Raw genomic sequence first — 20,283 nt, 5'->3', positions numbered from 1 at the left:
GGTTCGTTTGTCGGCGAAGCGTGTTCCGCTTGTTCGTGGCGCCTGTCTCTTTATGACGTATGACAGCTGACAAAAGTCTGATAATTGTTTATAATAATAAGCGTGAGTTCGTTTTTCGGGCCAAGCGGGGAACAGCGTTTTTGCAAGGCGGCTGGCGCGGCGATGTAAGCACTTTCGCCCATGCCTTCGTTTTTGCCACGGTTTCGAGCAAGCGCTCATCGTCCTTCCAACGATGATGGGCGGAACTTATGAAAAAGAAGGGGAGATTGGACATGACGGTAACCCGCGGTTTAGAAGGGGTTGTGGCGACAACCTCAAGCATCAGCTCGATCATCGATGATACATTGACGTACGTCGGCTACGATATTGACGATTTGGCCGAAAACGCTTCCTTTGAAGAGGTCGTTTATTTGCTTTGGCATCGGGAGCTGCCAACAAAAGCGCAGCTCGAAGAATTGAAGAAGCAGCTGGCGGAAAACGCGGACATTCCAAAGGAAATCGTTGAGCACTTCAAGCTGTATCCGATTGCCAACGTGCATCCGATGGCGGCGTTGCGCACGGCGGTTTCGCTTCTTGCGCTGTACGACGAGGAAGCGGACGACATGACGAAAGAGGCGAACTACCGGAAAGCGATCCGTCTGCAGGCGAAAATCCCGACGATCGTCGCGGCGTTTGCCCGCGTGCGCAAAGGGCTGGAACCGGTTACGCCGCGCCGAGATTTGAGCTTTGCTGCCAATTTCTTGTACATGCTGACCGGACAAGAGCCGGACGCCGTTGCTGCCGAAGCGTTCGACAAGGCGCTCGTGTTGCACGCCGATCACGAGTTGAACGCATCGACGTTCACGGCGCGCGTTTGCGTGGCGACGCTCTCCGACATGTATTCCGGCATTACAGCGGCGATCGGCGCCTTAAAGGGACCGCTTCACGGCGGGGCAAACGAAGCGGTGATGAAAATGCTGACGGAAATCGGCACCGTTGACAACGTTGAGCCGTACATTCGCGGAAAGCTGGCCAATAAAGAGAAAATCATGGGCTTTGGCCATCGCGTGTACCGGAAAGGCGACCCGCGCGCCAAACATTTGAAAAAAATGTCGGAAAAGCTGACGAAGCTCGTCGGCGAGCCGCATTGGTACGAAATGTCGACGAAGATTGAAGAAATCGTCACATCGGAAAAAGCACTGCCGCCGAACGTTGACTTTTATTCCGCCTCGGTTTACCATTGTTTAGGAATCGATCATGATTTGTTTACGCCGATTTTTGCGATCAGCCGCACGTCGGGATGGATCGCCCATATTTTGGAACAATATGACAACAACCGGCTCATCCGTCCGCGCGCCGAGTACACGGGTCCGGGCAAGCGGTCGTACGTGCCGATCGACGAGCGCGGCTGAACAAGGCTGAGCAAGGTTGAGCAGGACGAAACAGGTGGACAAGGCGGGAAGGCGCGCCTTCACGCCTTTGCAAAATAAAAAAATTGGGGGTTTGACTCGTGACGCAAGGGGAAAAAATTACTGTAACCAATGGTGTGCTCAACGTTCCAAACAATCCGATCATCCCGTTCATTGAAGGGGACGGAACCGGCCCGGACATTTGGGCGGCCGCTTCGCGCGTGCTCGAGGCTGCGGTGGAAAAAGCGTACAAAGGCGAGAAAAAAATCGTCTGGAAGGAAGTGCTCGCCGGCGAGAAAGCATACAAACTGACGGGCAGCTGGCTTCCGGATGAAACGCTCGAGACGATCCGCGAATACATAATCGCCATTAAAGGGCCGCTGACAACGCCGGTTGGCGGAGGCATCCGCTCGCTGAACGTCGCGCTTCGTCAAGAGCTTGACTTGTTCGTCTGCCTGCGGCCGGTTCGCTACTTCCAAGGCGTTCCGTCGCCGGTGAAACGCCCGGAAGACACCGATATGGTCATTTTCCGCGAAAACACGGAAGACATTTACGCCGGCATTGAATATGCCAAAGGCACGCCGGAAGTGAAAAAAGTGATCGACTTTTTGCAAAACGAGATGGGCGTGCGCAAAATCCGCTTCCCGGAAACGTCCGGCATCGGCATTAAGCCGATTTCCGAACAAGGAACGAAACGGCTTGTGCGCGCGGCGATCAACTATGCGATCGAACATGGCCGCAAATCGGTGACGCTCGTTCATAAAGGAAACATTATGAAATTCACTGAAGGCGCGTTTAAAAACTGGGGCTATGAACTCGCTGAGGAAGAGTTTGCCGACAAAGTGTTCACATGGGCGCAATACGACCGCATCGTCGAAGCGGAAGGCAAAGAAGCGGCGAACAAAGCGCTGGCCGAAGCAGAAGCGGCCGGAAAAGTCATCATCAAAGATGTGATTGCTGACATTTTCTTACAGCAAATCTTAACGCGCCCGCGCGAGTTTGACGTCATCGCGACGATGAACTTAAACGGCGACTACATTTCCGACGCGCTCGCGGCTCAAGTCGGCGGCATCGGCATCGCGCCGGGGGCAAACATCAACTACGAAACCGGTCACGCCATCTTCGAAGCGACGCACGGCACGGCGCCGAAATACGCCGGGCTTGACAAAGTCAATCCGTCGTCCGTCATTTTGTCCGGCGTCATGATGTTTGAGCATCTCGGCTGGAACGAAGCGGCGCAATTGATCATCAAAGCGATGGAAAAAACGATCGCCGCGAAAATCGTGACGTATGACTTTGCCCGCCTGATGGAAGGGGCAACCGAAGTGAAATGTTCGGAATTCGCTGATGCGCTCATCCGCAATATGGACTAACCTGTAAAAGAAAGGGATGGCAAACGATGGCGATGAAACGGAAAAAAATCTCGGTGATCGGCGCTGGATTCACGGGGGCGACAACGGCGTTCCTTTTGGCGCAAAAAGAGCTCGGCGACGTCGTGCTCGTCGACATTCCGCAGCTCGAAAACCCGACGAAAGGAAAGGCGCTCGACATGCTCGAGTCGAGCCCGGTGCTCGGGTTTGACGCCAACATCGTCGGCACGTCGGACTACGCCGATACGGCGGACTCCGACATCGTCGTCATTACGGCCGGCATCGCTCGCAAGCCGGGCATGAGCCGCGATGATTTGGTGACGACGAACCAGAAAATTATGAAGCAAGTGACGAAAGAAGTCGTTAAATACTCGCCGAACTGCTACATCATTGTCTTGACGAACCCGGTCGATGCGATGACGTACACCGTCTTCAAGGAATCCGGCTTCCCGAAAAACCGGGTCATCGGCCAATCGGGCGTCCTCGATACGGCGCGTTTCCGCACGTTCGTCGCCCAGGAGCTGAACATTTCGGTGAAGGATGTCACCGGGTTTGTGCTCGGCGGCCATGGCGACGACATGGTGCCGCTCGTCCGCTATTCGTACGCCGGCGGCATCCCGCTCGAAAAGCTGATTCCGAAAGACCGTTTGGACGCCATCGTTGAGCGGACGCGCAAAGGCGGCGGGGAAATCGTCAATTTGCTCGGCAACGGCAGCGCCTACTACGCGCCGGCCGCTTCGCTTGTTGAAATGGTCGAGGCGATTTTGAAAGACCAGCGCCGCATTTTGCCGGCGATCGCCTACCTCGAAGGCGAATACGGATACGAAGGCATTTATTTGGGCGTGCCGACGATCTTGGGCGGCAACGGCATTGAGAAAGTGATCGAGCTCGAGCTGACGGAAGAGGAAAAAGCAGCGCTCGCCAAGTCGGTCGAGTCGGTGAAAAACGTCATGCGCGTGCTCGAATAGTACGATGCAAAAATTCGGGCTTGGCCCGGATTTTTGCCGCCGTTTTTTGAAAGCGCTTTCTGATTTAGGGTGCGAAAACAGCGCTTGACGCTGCTAGTGACGACCGCAGACCATGAGGGTCAGGAGCAACAAAGGGGTGGAACCATGTTGAAAAAGCGAAAGCTGGGGAGACGAATCGGAGAAATTCAAGTTGGGGAAAAACTTGTGTTCCAAGCGGCCATCGAAGACAAAGATTTGCTGCTTTACCTCGGGTTGACCGACGATGCCAACCCGCTCTACATTCAGCACGATTACGCTTCGCAAACGCCGTTTGGCAAGCCGGTCGTTCCGCCGATCATGCTGATGGGAATGATCACATCGGCGGTGTCGAAATATTTGCCAGGCCCGGGCAGTTATATTACAAGGAATGATATTCGCTTTCTCCGGCCAGTGTATCATTATGAAACGCTTGAATTTTTGCTGGAAGTGACTGACGTGGATGAAGAAAGCCATTGCGTCACGTTGGCGGTGACGGCGATGCGCGGGGCGGAAATGGTGCTCACCGGCGAGCTGTCCGCCTGTCCGCCGCATACGTTGCCACGTTTGGACAGCCGTGCGCTTGAAAATTTTTAGGCTGAAAGAGCAGCGCTCACTTGGACGGGAAGATGGAACAGGGGAGGAGAGATGGGCGCGGGATGGACGCGAAAGGGGGCTGCTTTCGGACAGCCGGGCGGTTATGAACGGAGAACGTCTGTTTTTATAGCGAAAAAGAGGGGGTCTTGCCGCAGTTTGCGACACCCTCTTTCTTTTTTTGCCGAACGAAAGCGGAAAGTATGGTATGATACAAATAGAATGACTGGCGAATGGGAGGAGCGGAATGAGTAAGAAAATTTTGGTTGTTGACGATGAGCAGCCGATTGTGACGTTGTTGACCTACAATTTGGAGAAGGCCGGTTTTCAAGTGGCCGCCGCCTATGATGGCGAAGAGGCGCTAGATAAAGTGGAGCGTGAACAGCCGGCGCTGATGATCCTCGATTTGATGCTGCCGAAGCTGGACGGCGTTGAAGTGTGCAAGCGGCTTCGCCAGCGGCAAATCATGACGCCGATTTTAATGTTGACGGCTCGCGATGATGAGTTTGATAAAGTGCTCGGGTTGGAGCTGGGCGCCGATGACTACATGACGAAGCCGTTCAGCCCGCGCGAGGTCGTCGCGCGGGTGAAGGCGATTTTGCGCCGCACCGAGCTTTCTCAACCGGCGGCTGAGTTAGGCGAACGGCTTGTCATCGGGCAGTTGGAAATTTTCCCGGACCGCTACGAAGCGACGGTGGGCGGCAGACCGCTCGAGTTGACGCCGAAAGAGTTTGAATTGCTTCTTTATTTGGGCCGTCATAAAGGAAGGGTGTTGACGCGCGACCAGTTGCTCAGCGCGGTTTGGAATTACGATTTTGCCGGCGATACGCGCATCGTTGACGTCCATATCAGCCACTTGCGCGACAAGATCGAAGACGATACGAAAAAGCCGGCGTACATCAAAACGGTGCGCGGCCTCGGATACAAACTGGAGGAGCCCAAACGGCATGAGTAGCCTTCGCTCCCGGCTTCTTTTCTGGCTTGTGGCGCTGATTGCGGCCGTGTTGATCGCCCTCGGCTTTTTGCTTGGTCAGCTGCTGAAAGAGTTTTATACCGAGACGATCAATAAGCGGATGGAAAAGGAGGCGAAAGCGCTCGCCATTTTGTTGGAAAATGAACCGCTTGAGCGCATTCGCACCGATTTGCAAGAAATGGGGGACGAGCTGTCCTCGCGCATCACCGTGCTCGATCGCGATGGGCGGGTGCGGTTTGACAGCGGGCGCATCGCGGCGATCAGCGACAAGGACCACGCGCGCATCATCCGCTCCATTTTGCCGACGACAACGTCCGCGCGCTTTTCGGTGATTGAAAAAACGGACGATGTGTACTACTGCCTTGTTCCGTATGGGCCAAGCGGACAGGACGGATACGTCGTCGTCAGCACACCGACGAGCTCGCTCAAAGCGGTGAACGAGCGGATTTGGGGGGTTCTCATCAGCAGCCTTGGCATGGCGCTCGTTGTCATCATCGCCCTTGGCTGGAAAATCGCCAATCAATATATGAGACCGATTGAAGAGGCGACCAAGGTGGCGTTTGAGCTGGAAAAAGGCAATTACGCCGCCCGGGTGCCCGATGGCGAATATAAAGAAGCCGGCATGTTGGTCCGTTCCATCAACCGGCTCGCTCGCCATTTGCAAGAAATGAGCCGGGCGCGGGAAATTCAGACCGATCGCCTTCATACGCTTATTGAAAACGTCGGCAGCGGCCTTCTGTTCATCGATCACCGCGGCCATGTGTTTCTCATTAACCGCGCCTTTCAGTCCCAATTTCACATCGATCCGTCCGACGCCTTGTATCGCCCGTATGCCGATGTGCTCCCGCACCGCGACATCGTCCGCTTGATCGACGAGATTTTCATGACCGAGGCGGCGATGCGCCGCCATATGCGGCTGACGGTCGGGATTGAGCGAAAGCACTTTGACGTCTACGGCGCCCCGATTATCGGAAAAGGCGCTGAGTGGAAAGGGATTGTCGTCGTCTTCCATGACATTACCGAACTGAAGCGGCTCGAGCAAATCCGCAAAGATTTTGTCGCCAACGTCTCGCATGAACTGAAAACGCCGGTGACATCGATTAAAGGGTTTGCCGAAACGCTGTTGGATGGAGCGATGAAAGATGAGCAGGCGCTCGAGCACTTTTTGGCCATTATTTTAAAAGAAAGCGAACGGCTGCAAACGCTCGTCGAAGAGCTTCTTGATTTATCGAAAATCGAGCAGCAAGGCTTTCAGCTTCAGTGGGAGGAAGTGAACGCGGCCGAGATCATGGAGGAAGCGGCAGCGGTGTTCCGCCAGCGGGCGGCGGCCAAGCGCATCGCTTTGCAAGTCAAGGCGCCGCCGGATCTGGTCATTCGCGGTGATCGAAACCGGCTGAAGCAAATTTTGCTTAACTTGTTGGCCAACGCCATCGCCTATACGCCCGAACAAGGGCAAGTCATCGTCGACGCGGGGGAGACGGCGCAGGAAGTGTGGCTGCGCGTCAAAGATACCGGCATCGGCATTGAGAAAAAGGAGATTCCTCGCATCTTTGAGCGCTTTTACCGCGTCGATAAAGCGCGCAGCCGCGATTCGGGCGGGACCGGGCTGGGCCTTTCGATCGTCAAGCATCTCGTCGAAGCCCATCACGGCTTCATCACCGTGGAAAGCGAAGTCGGGCGCGGCACGGTGTTTACGATTCACTTTCCCAAGCCGGAGCGGTAGCCGGCTTTTTTCATCGCTGCCGGGTTGGGGGAGGGCGAGTCCATTCGGCTGAGACGGCCCTTCAGCACCGCTTTGGGGGCTGGAGCAGTGAGGCGATGTTTCTGGAACGCCGCCGCATGATACAATAAAAACAAGAAGCATCCGAGGAGGGATGGGGTTGAAGAAAAAACTGGTCTTGATTGACGGCAACAGTGTGGCCTATCGCGCTTTTTTTGCGCTGCCGCTTTTGCATAACGACAAAGGCGTTCATACGAATGCGGTCTACGGATTTGCCATGATGCTGCGCAAAATCGTGGCGGAAGAGGCGCCCACCCATTTGTTAGTGGCGTTTGATGCGGGCAAAACGACGTTTCGTCATGAAGTGTTTCGCGAGTATAAAGGCGGGCGCCAGCAGACGCCCCCGGAATTGTCCGAGCAGTTTCCGCTGCTGCGCGAGCTGTTGAACGCCTATCGCATTCCAGCTTACGAACTTGACAACTACGAAGCGGACGACATTATTGGAACGCTCGCCGCCCGCGCTGAGCAGGCCGGGTTTGAGGTGAAAGTCATCTCCGGAGACCGGGATTTGACCCAACTCGCCTCCCCCCATGTGACGGTGGAAATCACGAAAAAAGGGATCACCGAGATGGAATCGTACACGCCGGAAACGATTCGCGAAAAATACGGGCTCGCTCCCGAGCAAATCGTTGACTTAAAAGGACTGATGGGGGATAAATCGGACAACATCCCTGGCGTGCCCGGCATCGGCGAAAAAACGGCGGTCAAGTTGTTAAAGCAGTTCGGGACAGTCGAAAATGTGCTCGACTCCATTGATGAAATCCAAGGGGAAAAGCTGAAAGAAACGCTGCGCCAACATCGCGATACCGCCCTTCTAAGCAAACGGCTGGCGGGCATTTGCCGCGACGCTCCGATCGCCCTGTCGCTTGAGGATACGGCCTACGAAGGCGAAGACCGGGAGAGCGTGATCGCTTTGTTTAAAGAGCTCGGGTTTCAGTCGCTCCTTGAGAAGATGGAAGGGCCGAGGGCGGAAGAGAGCGAGCCGCTTGCCCACATCGACTTCACCATGGCGGAGCGCGTGACGGAAGAGATGCTTGCTGACAAGGCGGCCTTGGTCGTTGAAGTCGTGGAAGACAACTATCATGACGCGCCGATCGTCGGCATTGCTGTTGTCTCGGAACGCGGGCGGTTTTTCCTACCTTCGGAGGTGGCGCTGGCTGACCCGCAGTTTCGCGCTTGGCTTGCCGATGAGACGAAGAAAAAAAGCATGTTTGACTCGAAGCGGGCGACGGTCGCTTTACGATGGAAGGGGATTGATCTGCGCGGCGTCTCGTTTGATTTGCTGCTGGCGGCGTATTTGCTCAACCCCGGACAAGATGCCAGCGATGTCGCGGCGGTGGCCAAAATGAAACAATACGAGGCCGTGCGGTCCGATGAAGCGGTCTACGGCAAAGGGGCGAAACGGTCTGTTCCGGACGAGCCGGCACTCGCCGAGCATCTCGTCCGCAAGGCGGCGGCGATTTGGGCGCTCGAGCGGCCAATGATGGATGACTTGCGCCGCAACGAGCAGGACGAGCTGTTGATGGCGCTTGAGCAGCCGTTAGCGGCGATTTTGGCCGATATGGAATTCACCGGGGTGAAAGTGGACACCGAGCGCCTGAACCAGATGGGGCAGGAACTCGCCGAGCAGCTGCGCGCGGCCGAACGGCGCATTTACGAACTGGCCGGGCAAGAATTCAATATCAATTCGCCGAAACAGCTCGGTGTCATTTTATTTGAAAAGCTGCAACTGCCTGTGTTGAAAAAAACGAAGACCGGCTATTCGACATCGGCGGACGTGCTGGAAAAGCTTGCGCCCCATCACGAGATTGTGGAGAATATTTTGCACTACCGCCAACTAGGCAAGCTGCAGTCGACATATGTCGAAGGGTTGTTGAAGGTCGTGCGCCCGGATACGAAGAAAGTGCATACGATCTTCAATCAAGCGTTGACGCAAACCGGTCGCCTCAGCTCGACGGAGCCGAACTTGCAAAACATTCCGATTCGGCTGGAAGAAGGGCGGAAAATCCGGCAAGCGTTCGTGCCGTCCGAGCCTGGCTGGCTCATGTTTGCCGCTGACTATTCGCAAATCGAACTGCGCGTGTTGGCCCATATCGCCGAAGATGACAATTTAATTGAAGCGTTTCGCCAAGATTTGGACATTCATACGAAAACGGCTATGGACATTTTTCACGTCAAGGAAGAGGACGTCACCCCCAACATGCGCCGGCAAGCGAAGGCCGTCAACTTTGGCATCGTCTATGGGATCAGCGATTACGGATTGGCGCAAAACTTAAACATTACGCGCAAAGAGGCCGCCGAGTTTATCGAACGCTATTTTGCCAGCTTCCCGGGCGTCAAGCGGTATATGGAAACGATCGTGCAAGAGGCGAAACAGAAAGGATATGTCACCACGCTTTTGCATCGGCGCCGCTATTTGCCGGACATCACGAGCCGCAACTTCAACGTCCGCAGCTTTGCCGAGCGGACGGCGATGAATACGCCGATCCAAGGCAGCGCCGCTGACATCATTAAAAAGGCGATGATCGATTTGAGCGCGCGCCTGAAGGAAGAGCGGCTGCAGGCGCGCCTGTTGCTGCAAGTGCACGACGAGCTCATTTTGGAGGCGCCTAGTGACGAAATAGAGCGGCTGTGCCGAATCGTGCCGGAAGTGATGGAGCAAGCCGTCACGCTCCGCGTGCCGCTGAAAGTCGATTATCATTACGGACCGACATGGTATGATGCGAAATAACGCCCGGTCTTAAAGGCGCGCCGATGCCGGAAGCCGCACGGGCGGATCGACAAGAGAGGAAAGGAGGGATTTCCTATGCCTGAACTGCCTGAAGTGGAAACGATCCGGCGCACGCTCTTGCCGCTCGTTTCCGGCAAAACGATCGCGGCGGTGCGCGTGTTTTGGCCGAAGATCATTCGCCATCCGCACGACCCGCAAGCGTTTGCCGACCGGTTGGCTGGCCAGACGGTGCGCGGCATTGAGCGGCGCGGAAAGTTTTTGAAGTTTTTGCTTGATGAGGATGTGCTCATCTCCCATTTGCGCATGGAAGGCCGCTATACGGTCGCTAGCGCCCACGATCCGCTCGCGCCGCACACGCATGTCGTATTTTCCTTCACCGATGGCAGCGAACTCCGTTACCGCGATGTGCGTAAGTTCGGCACGATGCACGTTTACCGCAAAGAAGAAGCCGACCGCCGTCCTCCGCTTGACCAGTTGGGGCCGGAGCCGCTCTCACCGGCATTTTCCCCGGCGTTGTTGGCCCAACAAGCCGCGAAAACGAAACGGACGGTCAAGGCGCTGCTGCTCGATCAAACGGTTGTGGCCGGATTTGGCAACATTTATGTCGATGAAGCGCTGTTTCGGGCTGGCATTCTTCCGGACCGCCCAGCCGCTTCCTTGACGGACGAAGACATTCGCCGGCTCCATGAGCACATGGTCGCGACCATCGGCGAGGCGGTGATGAGAGGAGGAAGCACGGTGCGCACGTATGTCAACACGCAAGGGAAAGAAGGGACTTTCCAACATCACCTGTCCGTCTATGGGCGCAAAGGGGAGCCGTGCAAACAATGCGGAACGTTGATTGAAAAAACGGTCGTCGCTGGCCGCGGGACGCACTATTGCCCGCGCTGCCAGCGGTAGGCGACCGATGGGAAAGGAGACAAGCGATGGTACTCACGATCGGGCTGACTGGGGGAATCGCCAGCGGCAAAAGCACGGTCAGCGCCATGATGCGCCAACTCGGGCTTCCGGTCATTGACGCGGACGAAGCGGCGCGTGCGGTCGTACGGCCGGGAGAAGATGCCTATCGGCAAATCGTTGCCGCCTTCGGTCTAGGCATTTTGCAAAAAAACGGGGACATTGATCGCGCGAAACTGGGGGCGATCGTCTTCAGCGATGAAGCCGAGCGGACGAAACTCAACGCCATCGTTCATCCCGCCGTGCGCCGCCGTATGCTGGCGGAAAAGGAGGAGCTCGTTCGCGCCGGGGCGAAAACGATCGTGCTTGATATTCCGCTGCTATTTGAAAGCGGATTGACCGATTGGGTAGATAAAGTGCTGGTCGTTTTCGTTGATGAAGAGACGCAGCTTCGCCGGCTGATGGCGCGAAACGGATTTACGAAAGAGGAAGCGCTCGCCCGCATTCGCGCCCAATGGCCGCTGGCGGAAAAAGTAAAGCGAGCCGATGCGGTTCTGGACAATAACGGAACGATCGAGGAGACGCGCCGGCAGCTGCTGGCCGTTTTGGAAACATGGGGCGCCTTGGAAAAATAGGCGTCTTTTTTATTGCTTTTTTGTTATTTTGTTCTCCACGACCTTGAAAAATATGATATACTATTTATAGGAATTTAAACAAATAGTATAACATATATGAGAGGGGAACAAAGCGAATGAAGGCGAAAGTGGCGATTAACGGATTCGGGCGAATCGGACGGATGGTGTTCCGCCGCGCCATCGGCTGTTCAGACCTTGATATCGTGGCGGTGAACGCCAGCTACCCGCCGGAAACGTTAGCCCATTTAGTGAAATACGATTCCAACCATGGCCAATTCCAAGGTGAGGTAGTCGCTTTGGAAGACGGGCTGTTGGTCAATGGCAAAAAAGTAAAGCTGTTGAACTCGCGCGACCCGAAATGGTTGCCATGGAACGAGATGGATATTGATATCGTCATTGAGGCGACCGGCAAATTCAATGATCGTGAAAAAGCTAGCCTTCACCTAGAAGCGGGGGCGAAGCGCGTCATTTTAACAGCGCCTGGGAAAAACGAAGATGTGACAATCGTTGTCGGTGTCAATGAACACGTGCTCGATATTGACCGCCATTTCATCATTTCTAACGCATCGTGCACGACCAACTGCTTGGCGCCGGTCGTCAAAGTGCTTGATGAAGCCTTTGGCATTGAAAACGGGCTGATGACAACCGTTCACGCGTATACGAACGACCAAAAAAACATCGACAATCCGCACAAAGACTTGCGCCGCGCTCGTTCGTGCGCGCAGTCGATCATCCCGACGACAACCGGAGCGGCAAAAGCGCTTGGACTGGTGCTGCCGCATTTAAAAGGGAAGCTCCATGGCATGGCGCTCCGCGTTCCGACGCCGAACGTTTCCCTCGTTGACTTAGTGGTCGATGTGAAGCGCGAGGTGACCGCCGATGAGGTGAACGAAGCGTTCATCCGCGCCGCTCGTGGGCCGCTGAAAGGAATTTTGGACTTTACGATGGAGCCGCTCGTCTCGATTGATTTCAATACGAACCCTCATTCGGCGATCATCGATGGCTTATCGACGATGGTGATGGAAGGACGGAAAGTGAAAGTGCTCGCTTGGTATGACAATGAGTGGGGCTATTCCTGCCGCGTTGTCGATCTTGCTCAACTTGTCGCGGCAAAAATGAAGGAGAGTCTCCAAGTCAACGCGTGACACCGTCTTCGCTCGCTGCCAAGAAGGGCGGAAAGCGCCCGTCTGTTTTGCGGCGCGGTATTGACCAGGGCGCCGAACAGGCGCGGGCGCTTTTTCTTTTCGGCAGGCAAAAAAAAATAAAAAAGTCTGTTGCAAAACCCCCCTAAACAAAGTATACTATGTCTCGTGAACTTCTTAACGGCAAAGGTAATGTGACTACTTAAAGGGTTAGGACCTCTTAGGACTAACTTTCCCCCGTGGTAGTTATACATGCCATTTTGCAGCTGTTCTTCTATTTTTTCTTTGAGAAAATTGGTTAAAAGGGGGATTTTTGCATGGACACGATGGGTCGTCACGTTATCTCGGAACTTTGGGGATGCGACTTTGACAAACTGAATGATATGGACTTTATCGAGAAAACGTTCGTTGACGCCGCGTTGAAATCGGGAGCGGAAATTCGCGAAGTAGCGTTCCACAAATTCGCTCCACAAGGGGTAAGTGGAGTCGTCATTATCTCGGAATCGCATTTGACGATTCATACGTTTCCCGAACACGGCTATGCGAGCATTGATGTGTATACATGCGGCCATCTCGATCCGACGATTGCCGCCGACTATATCGCTGAAAAGCTCGGTGCGCAAACGCGGGAGACGATCGAACTTCCGCGCGGCATGCGCCCGATTGAAGTGAAAAAAGCGCAAGCGCTGTAACGGACAGCACGAACGGCAGAAAAGGAGCGTACACAGAACGCTCCTTTTTCTATTTTTCACCGTGCTGCGGCAGCGAAAAACATGGTATGATGAAAGCAAATTAAGGACTAGGGAGCGTGGCAGATAAGCATGTGGAACAAATGGAAATACGCCTTGACGAACCATTGCGAAACGAGGGAGAATCATGAAGACGTCGAGCTAAGAAGCCATTATTACAAAGCGGCGAACCGCGCTGTCATGGCCGCCGTCAAAGAGCTGCTCGCCTCGCTGCCCGGGGCTGAACTTCTTTCCGTTTCCGAAGAGCGCGGCGAAATTTGTGCGCAAACGAAGCGCGGAAAAAAGCTGTTTATCGTCGCGACAGTCATCTCGGTGCGCCCGTTTGAAACGGCGGTCGACTTTTCCGTGACAACAGAGACGCGCCTATTGCCGTTTGACTTTGGCCGCAGCCGATCGGTGATTCTTGAGCTATACCGGAAGCTCGATGCGCGCTTGCCGTATATCGGATCGGGATTGAACGGCTAACTATGGCTTGTCTGCTTGCCGCCATTCCGGTATGATAGATAATAAGAAAAGCAACGGAGTGAATGTTATGCGATGTCCGTCATGCCATCATCAAGGTACGCGCGTGCTCGACTCGCGTCCGGCCGAGGAAGGGCGTTCGATCCGGCGCCGGCGCGAATGCGAACAGTGTCATTACCGGTTTACAACGTTTGAACGAATTGAAGAGCCGCCGCTGATTGTCGTCAAAAAAGGTGGAACGCGCGAAGAGTTCAGCCGCGAGAAAATTTTGCGCGGCTTGATCAAAGCGTGCGAAAAGCGGCCGGTGGCGCTCGAGGAGCTGGAAAAGGTGACGCAGGAAATCGAGCGCGAGCTGCGCCAACAAGGAGTGTCGGAGGTCAAAAGCGAAACAATCGGGGAAATGGTGATGGAGCGGCTGTCGCGCATCGATGAGGTCGCCTATGTCCGCTTCGCTTCCGTCTATCGGCAGTTCAAGGATATTAACGTGTTTATCGAAGAACTGAAAGAGCTGATCAAAAAAGAACAGCGGTAAAAAGGGCTTTGGCGTTGGACGGCAAGCCCTTTTTTCAACGCCTTTTCCCTGCCGAAAGGGGGAGGACGGGTTGAAACGAATCACGCAAGATGGAAGGTTGAGATGATGCGGCATCATTGGAAAGAACTGATTGCAGTTGACCGGTATGTCGTGCAAAACCGCGGAGCGCTGCACGAGCTGGACCGCCAAGTGTTGACGCTGTTGTACCAGCCGCTCATCGGCCATCGCGCGCTAGCTTTGTATATGACGCTTTGGGGGGACTGGGAGCTGCTTGGCGGGCAGGAGGCGACCCATCGCCGCCTCATGGAGCTTATGCAATGCAGCCTTCCGGACATTTACGGCGAACGGCTGAAGCTGGAGGGAATCGGGTTGCTGAATACGTATGTCCGCGCTTTCGGTGACGATGAGCCGAAGCTGTTTCTTTACGAGCTGCGCCCGCCGATGACACCGGAACAGTTTTTTCGCGATGAGATGTTGAGCACCTTTTTGCAGCGTCAAGTTGGCCGCCATTTGTTCGCCCAGTTGAGCGACTTTTTCGCCCGGCCGATGGCGGATGTCGCTCGGTTCACCCCGGTAACGCGCTCATTTTCCGACGTGTTTGCCGCCGTTCCTGCCGAGCGGATGGTGTCTCGTTTCAGCGAAGAACAGCGGCCACTGAATGAAGGAAAGGCGCATGTCGGGCGCGAGGAGGCATCGTACGCCCTCGATGACGAGGTGTTTGATTTTGAGTTGTTTTTCGCCGGGTTGTCGAAACAGCTCGTACCGCGCCGCGCGATGACAGCAAAAGTGAAAGAGGCGATTAAAAAGCTGGCGTTTTTGTATGGCATTCCGCCGCTTGAGATGCAAAAGCTTGTTCTTGGCGTCATTGATCCGTCGTATCATATTGACATCGACGCCTTGCGGCAGGCGGCGCGCGAATGGTATGAGCTGGAGCATGGCGGCGTTTCCCCGCGCCTGGTGGAACGGGTGCAGCCGCTTGCTTATCGAACGATGGAAAACGCCAACCCGCGCACGAAAGAAGAACAGCTGATGAAACAGCTCGAAACGATTTCCCCGCGCCAGCTGCTGAAAGAAATCGCCGGCGGCGCCGAGCCGTCGCTGGCCGATTTGCAGCTGATCGAAGACATTATGTTCCAACAGCAGCTGCTTCCCGGCGTCGTCAATGTGCTCATTTATTATGTCATGTTGCGGACGAATATGAAATTGTCAAAAAAATACGTAGAAAAGATCGCCAGCCATTGGGCGCGCAAAAAGGTGAAGACGGTGAAAGAAGCGATGGAGCTGGCGAAAGAGGAAGCGAAAACGTATCAAAGCTGGGCGAATGAAAAAGAAAAAGGGACGAAAACGGTGCGGAAAGTGGTGCGCACCGAAATGGTTCCGGACTGGCTGAAGATGGATTACAGCGAGCCGGAAGACGATGATTTCGATGTCGAACAGGCGCGCAAGGAGATCGAGGAGCGGCTGAAAAAATATCGGGACGGATCGTAGGTGGAAAGGCGATGGAACGAGTCAATCAATTATTGCAGCGGCTGCTTGGCAATCAACGCTTTAAGCAGCGCTACGAACAAATGAAGCGCTATATTTTGTCGCATCCGGACGTGCAGCCGTTTTTGCAGGCGCACGAACCGCAGCTGTCTGCGGAAGCGGTCGACCGCAGTCTCATGAAGCTGTACGAGTTTATCGAGCAGAACGGGCATTGCCGCCAATGCCCGGGGTTGGAGCGATGTCCAAACATGTTGCCAGGGTATCAGCCGAATTTGGTGATCAGCAGCGGCCGAATAGAGATTGAGTATGACCGCTGCCCGAAAAAGGTGCAGCATGACGAACGGAAGCGCCAAGAGTCGCTCATCCAAAGCATGTTTATGCCGCGTGAAATTTTGCGGGCGTCGCTCTCCGATGTCGACCTCAGCGATGACGGCCGGATCAAAGCGATTGGATTTGCCGAGCGGTTTGTGGCCGAATACGAGCCGGGAAAAAAAATGAAAGGTCTGTATTTACATGGGTCGTTCGGCGTCGGCAAAACGTACTTGCTTGCGGCGATCGCCAATGAGCTTGCCAAACGAAACATCGCGTCGCTCATCGTCTATGTGCCGGAGCTGTTTCGCGAGATGAAGCATTCGCTGCAAGACCAGACGATGAACGAAAAGCTCGATTACGTGAAAAAAGTGCCGATTTTGATGCTCGATGACCTTGGCGCTGAGGCGATGTCGAGCTGGGTGCGCGATGACGTGCTCGGGCCGATTTTGCAATACCGGATGTTTGAAAACTTGCCGACCTTTTTTACGTCGAATTTTAATTTGCAGCAGCTGGCCCATCATTTGACTTATTCCCAGCGCGGTGAAGAGGAAAAGGTGAAGGCGGCGCGCATCATGGAACGAATTCGCTACTTGGCGTACCCGATTGAACTGACCGGACCAAACCGTCGCGAGCAAAACGGCTAACGCACGCACCGCATTCTCGCGCCCCTTGCCCGCTCTTTGCCATCGGCTCCTGAAAACAGGACGCCGATGTTTTGTCTGGCCGCGCCTAGAAGGCTGGTGAAAAACCACTGTCAACTCCCGATCGGCGGCATTTTCATTCAGAAGAGAAAGCGGATTCTGCAAGGTTTTTCTAATTGAGAAATGAGTGGAATCCGTCGTTTTTGCACTAAATCACCCGCCCCCTAGGCGAAACGCCGCTACGCTTTGCGTTTTTTTAGTCTAAACGTCCGGTTGTCCCCATATATATAAACCAAGCATTCCTTTAGGCTGAGGGGGGACAGCGGGTGATCGAAATCCATTTTGACGAGGCAAGCGAGGCGGAAAAGCTGTTTTGGCTGCTGAACGAACGAAAACCGGCCGATGCTCCGCTGTTTCATGCCGCGTATGACGGAAAGAAAACGGTGGCGGTTTACATACAAGGCGAGGAAGCGCGTGCGCTGGAAACGCAAATCATCCCCGCGATGACGGCGTTTGTGCGCGAACATATGGAAGATCGGTTCATGCTAGCGATGATTTCCGATTGGTTTTATTTTCGCGACCCGGAAGAACAGCAGCAAATTTTGGCGCTCGCCCATTCGTTTTTGGACGGCGAGCGGCGCGATTACCGAAAAGGGCCGGCGTTTGCCGCTTCGCGAACGGCGCTTTTGGTTGAAGCGTTCCGCGCCTTTTTGCGCGACGAGCTGTCGTTTTCGTTTTCCTCGTTTGCGATGTTTCGGTTGAAACCGTATATGGAGCGGTTGCAGCATTATGTCGAACTGGCGATCGATGAATATAAGCTTGAACAAGAATACCAAACCTTTGTGCAGACGTTGCGCGATTGCGTCGCTGCAAGGAAACCGGCATGGCCGCGGCTGTATTTGCTGCATGATCCGCCTCGCTTTTTGTTCTATGACAGCGAGCGGCGGGAGCTGTCCGCGGAAGAAGTGAGGCAAATGATCGACCGCCATCTTGTCGTCAGCCAGCCGATGTACATCGATTCATCGGTGCTGGCGCCGCTCGTTTCGCTCGCCCCGTCGAAAATTGAACTGTACACGGATGACCCCGATGACGGCATGGTGCAGACGATCCAAAACGTGTTTGAAGAGCGGCTTCGTCTCCACAGCCGCGCCGACTTTTCCCGGTTGTTTGCCGCCAATGCCGGGCATGGGGGAGAATGTTGATTTTCTCGACCGTTTTCGCTATAATGTCGTCATAGATAAGAGGAAAACAAAGCGATGACGAGGACATGGGCGCATTTTTACGGTTTCCAGAGAGGGAAGGCAGCGGCTGGAACCTTCCTAACACGAAAAGTGCGCTTACCCCCTCAGAGCTGCGGCAGCGAACGCTACGCCCAGTAGTTGCCGCCGGCGGACGGCCGTTATCGGTGTTGAGCCATGGCGTTGGTTTGCCATGGGAAGAAGGGTGGAACCACGACGAAAACTCGTCCCTTTTTAAGGGAGGAGTTTTTTTATTTTGACACACCAATGCAAAGGAGTGAACTTCATGCCAGACGTCATTCGCATTACGTTCCCCGACGGAGCGCAAAAGGAGTTTCCAAGCGGAACGTCAACCGAAGACATCGCCGCCTCGATCAGCCCGGGGCTGAAGAAAAAAGCGATCGCCGGAAAATGGAACGGCCGATTCGTCGATTTGCGCACGCCGCTTCACGAAGACGGCGAGCTCGTCATTATTACCCAAGACATGCCGGAGGCGCTTGACATTTTGCGCCATAGCACCGCCCATTTAATGGCGCAGGCCATCAAGCGGCTGTACGACAACGTTAAGCTCGGTGTTGGCCCGGTCATTGAAAACGGCTTTTACTACGATATCGATATGGAGCATAAGTTGACGCCAGATGACCTTCCAAAAATCGAAGCCGAAATGCGCAACATTGTCAAAGAAAATCTCGACATCGTCCGCAAAGAAGTGAGCCGCGAAGAAGCCATAAGGCGGTATGAGGAAATCGGCGACGACTTGAAGCTCGAGTTGATCCGCGACATTCCGGAAGGCGAGACGATTTCCATTTACGAGCAAGGCGAGTTTTTCGACCTTTGCCGCGGCGTGCACGTGCCGTCGACCGGCAAAATCAAAGAGTTTAAGCTGCTTAGCATCTCGGGCGCCTATTGGCGCGGCGACAGCAGCAACAAAATGCTGCAGCGCATCTATGGCACGGCCTTTTTCAAAAAAGAAGAGTTGGATCATTATTTGCACTTGCTTGAAGAAGCGAAAGAGCGCGACCATCGCAAACTCGGCAAAGAGCTCGAGCTGTTTATGACGTCGCAGCAAGTCGGACAAGGGCTGCCGCTTTGGCTGCCGAAAGGGGCAACGATCCGCCGCCTGATCGAACGGTACATCGTCGATAAAGAAATCGCCCTTGGCTACGATCATGTCTATACGCCGGTGCTTGGCAGCGTCGAGCTGTACAAAACATCGGGCCATTGGGACCATTACAAAGAAAACATGTTCCCGCCGATGGAAATGGATAACGAACAGCTTGTGCTGCGGCCGATGAACTGCCCGCATCACATGATGATTTACAAAAGCAAGCTGCACAGCTATCGCGAGCTGCCGATCCGCATCGCTGAGCTCGGCACGATGCACCGCTACGAAATGTCCGGAGCGCTCACCGGGCTGCAGCGCGTCCGCGGCATGACGCTCAATGACGCCCACATTTTCGTGCGCCCGGATCAAATCAAAGACGAGTTTAAGCGCGTCGTCAACTTGATTTTGGAAGTATACAAAGACTTTGGGCTCAACGAATATTCGTTCCGTTTGTCATACCGCGATCCGCATGACAAGGAAAAATATTACGACGACGACGAGATGTGGGAAAAGGCGCAACGCATGTTGCGCGAAGCGATGGACGAGCTCGGCCTCGACTACTATGAGGCCGAGGGGGAAGCGGCGTTTTACGGGCCGAAGCTCGATGTGCAAGTGCGCACGGCGCTCGGCAAAGACGAAACGCTCTCAACGGTGCAGCTTGACTTCCTCTTGCCGGAGCGCTTTGATTTGACGTACATCGGCGAAGACGGCAAGCCGCATCGCCCGGTCGTCATTCACCGCGGCGTCGTTTCGACGATGGAACGGTTTGTCGCCTTCTTGATCGAAGAATACAAAGGCGCGTTCCCGACGTGGCTTGCCCCGGTGCAGGTGGAAGTGATTCCGGTATCGCCGGAAGCGCATCTCGATTATGCATATGAAGTAAAACAAGCGCTGCAGGCGAACGGCTTCCGCGTCGAAGTCGACGAGCGCGATGAAAAAATCGGCTATAAAATCCGCGAAGCGCAAATGCAAAAAATCCCATACATGCTCGTCGTCGGCGACAAAGAAGCGGCCGAGCGGGCGGTTAACGTCCGCCGCTACGGCGAAAAAGAAAGCCGGACGGTCGCGCTAGATGAATTTATCGCTAGCCTGGAAGAAGAAGTGCGGCAAAAACGAGCGAAAGAACGATGAGCCAACAATGGCCCGCAGGCGGCCTGCCCGCTTGTCGGGCCGCGTTTGTTTCATAGAAAAGATCCATGGACAGCGTGATCTGCCCTCCAACCGGGGGATGAACATCCGCGTCAGGCCGGCATTTTCACGGAAAGA

Annotated in this window: 17 protein-coding genes; all 17 read left to right on the top strand. The window is 54.8% G+C overall.

All coding sequences use genetic code 11. The features are described 5' to 3' along the window. Positions 1 to 272: 272 nt before the first annotated feature. The 17 genes from citZ to thrS all read left to right on the top strand — a co-directional run bounded on the left by citZ (position 273) and on the right by thrS (position 20,148). Positions 273 to 1,391, top strand: a complete 1,119-nt coding sequence (citZ, locus tag ACTVIM_RS13285; RefSeq protein ID WP_445612859.1) for a citrate synthase — start codon at positions 273 to 275, stop codon at positions 1,389 to 1,391. Positions 1,392 to 1,489: 98 nt separating this feature from the next. After that, complete coding sequence (icd, locus tag ACTVIM_RS13280) at positions 1,490 to 2,761, top strand: NADP-dependent isocitrate dehydrogenase (RefSeq protein ID WP_033019480.1); 1,272 nt, start codon at positions 1,490 to 1,492, stop codon at positions 2,759 to 2,761. 26 nt (positions 2,762 to 2,787) lie between these two features. After that, positions 2,788 to 3,726 (top strand): malate dehydrogenase, encoded by a 939-nt coding sequence (gene mdh, locus ACTVIM_RS13275; RefSeq protein ID WP_033019478.1) that lies wholly within the window; start codon positions 2,788 to 2,790, stop codon positions 3,724 to 3,726. Positions 3,727 to 3,870: 144 nt separating this feature from the next. Continuing rightward, positions 3,871 to 4,338 (top strand): MaoC family dehydratase, encoded by a 468-nt coding sequence (locus ACTVIM_RS13270; protein WP_445612858.1) that lies wholly within the window; start codon positions 3,871 to 3,873, stop codon positions 4,336 to 4,338. Between the two features lie 244 nt (positions 4,339 to 4,582). Then, positions 4,583 to 5,290 (top strand): response regulator transcription factor, encoded by a 708-nt coding sequence (locus ACTVIM_RS13265; protein WP_033019474.1) that lies wholly within the window; start codon positions 4,583 to 4,585, stop codon positions 5,288 to 5,290. Then, positions 5,283 to 7,031, top strand: a complete 1,749-nt coding sequence (pnpS, locus tag ACTVIM_RS13260) for a two-component system histidine kinase PnpS (RefSeq protein WP_445612857.1) — start codon at positions 5,283 to 5,285, stop codon at positions 7,029 to 7,031. Before ACTVIM_RS13265 ends, pnpS begins: the two co-directional genes overlap by 8 nt. A 151-nt stretch (positions 7,032 to 7,182) precedes the next feature. Further along, positions 7,183 to 9,819: a DNA polymerase I gene (gene polA / locus ACTVIM_RS13255; RefSeq protein WP_445612856.1), complete on the top strand. Its 2,637-nt coding sequence runs from the start codon at positions 7,183 to 7,185 to the stop codon at positions 9,817 to 9,819. 75 nt (positions 9,820 to 9,894) lie between these two features. Continuing rightward, positions 9,895 to 10,719, top strand: a complete 825-nt coding sequence (gene mutM / locus ACTVIM_RS13250; RefSeq protein WP_445612855.1) for a DNA-formamidopyrimidine glycosylase — start codon at positions 9,895 to 9,897, stop codon at positions 10,717 to 10,719. Between the two features lie 26 nt (positions 10,720 to 10,745). Further along, positions 10,746 to 11,351 (top strand): dephospho-CoA kinase, encoded by a 606-nt coding sequence (gene coaE, locus ACTVIM_RS13245; protein ID WP_445612854.1) that lies wholly within the window; start codon positions 10,746 to 10,748, stop codon positions 11,349 to 11,351. Positions 11,352 to 11,467: 116 nt separating this feature from the next. Continuing rightward, positions 11,468 to 12,496 carry a glyceraldehyde-3-phosphate dehydrogenase gene (locus ACTVIM_RS13240; RefSeq protein WP_033019462.1) on the top strand — a complete coding sequence of 343 codons (1,029 nt, stop codon included), beginning with the start codon at positions 11,468 to 11,470 and terminating at the stop codon, positions 12,494 to 12,496. Between the two features lie 314 nt (positions 12,497 to 12,810). Continuing rightward, the gene (gene speD, locus ACTVIM_RS13235; RefSeq protein WP_033019460.1) at positions 12,811 to 13,185 is read left to right on the top strand and encodes an adenosylmethionine decarboxylase; all 375 of its coding nucleotides are present in this window, start codon (positions 12,811 to 12,813) and stop codon (positions 13,183 to 13,185) included. A 123-nt stretch (positions 13,186 to 13,308) separates the two neighbouring features. After that, on the top strand, positions 13,309 to 13,707 hold the full coding sequence (locus tag ACTVIM_RS13230) for a hypothetical protein (protein WP_033844294.1): 399 nt from the start codon (positions 13,309 to 13,311) through the stop codon (positions 13,705 to 13,707). Between the two features lie 67 nt (positions 13,708 to 13,774). Continuing rightward, the gene (gene nrdR, locus ACTVIM_RS13225) at positions 13,775 to 14,236 is read left to right on the top strand and encodes a transcriptional regulator NrdR (RefSeq protein WP_033019455.1); all 462 of its coding nucleotides are present in this window, start codon (positions 13,775 to 13,777) and stop codon (positions 14,234 to 14,236) included. 105 nt (positions 14,237 to 14,341) lie between these two features. Continuing rightward, a complete protein-coding gene (locus tag ACTVIM_RS13220; protein WP_445612853.1) occupies positions 14,342 to 15,724 on the top strand; it encodes a replication initiation and membrane attachment family protein in 1,383 nt (460 codons plus the stop codon). An 11-nt stretch (positions 15,725 to 15,735) separates the two neighbouring features. Next, on the top strand, positions 15,736 to 16,677 hold the full coding sequence (dnaI, locus tag ACTVIM_RS13215; protein ID WP_033019454.1) for a primosomal protein DnaI: 942 nt from the start codon (positions 15,736 to 15,738) through the stop codon (positions 16,675 to 16,677). Between the two features lie 323 nt (positions 16,678 to 17,000). After that, positions 17,001 to 17,876 (top strand): putative sporulation protein YtxC, encoded by an 876-nt coding sequence (ytxC, locus tag ACTVIM_RS13210; protein WP_445612852.1) that lies wholly within the window; start codon positions 17,001 to 17,003, stop codon positions 17,874 to 17,876. 322 nt (positions 17,877 to 18,198) lie between these two features. Continuing rightward, the gene (thrS, locus tag ACTVIM_RS13205; protein ID WP_445612851.1) at positions 18,199 to 20,148 is read left to right on the top strand and encodes a threonine--tRNA ligase; all 1,950 of its coding nucleotides are present in this window, start codon (positions 18,199 to 18,201) and stop codon (positions 20,146 to 20,148) included. Positions 20,149 to 20,283: the final 135 nt, after the last annotated feature.

The organism is Geobacillus sp. YF-1 (genome assembly GCF_052692335.1).
This window is presented reverse-complemented; position numbering and strand designations above follow the sequence as displayed.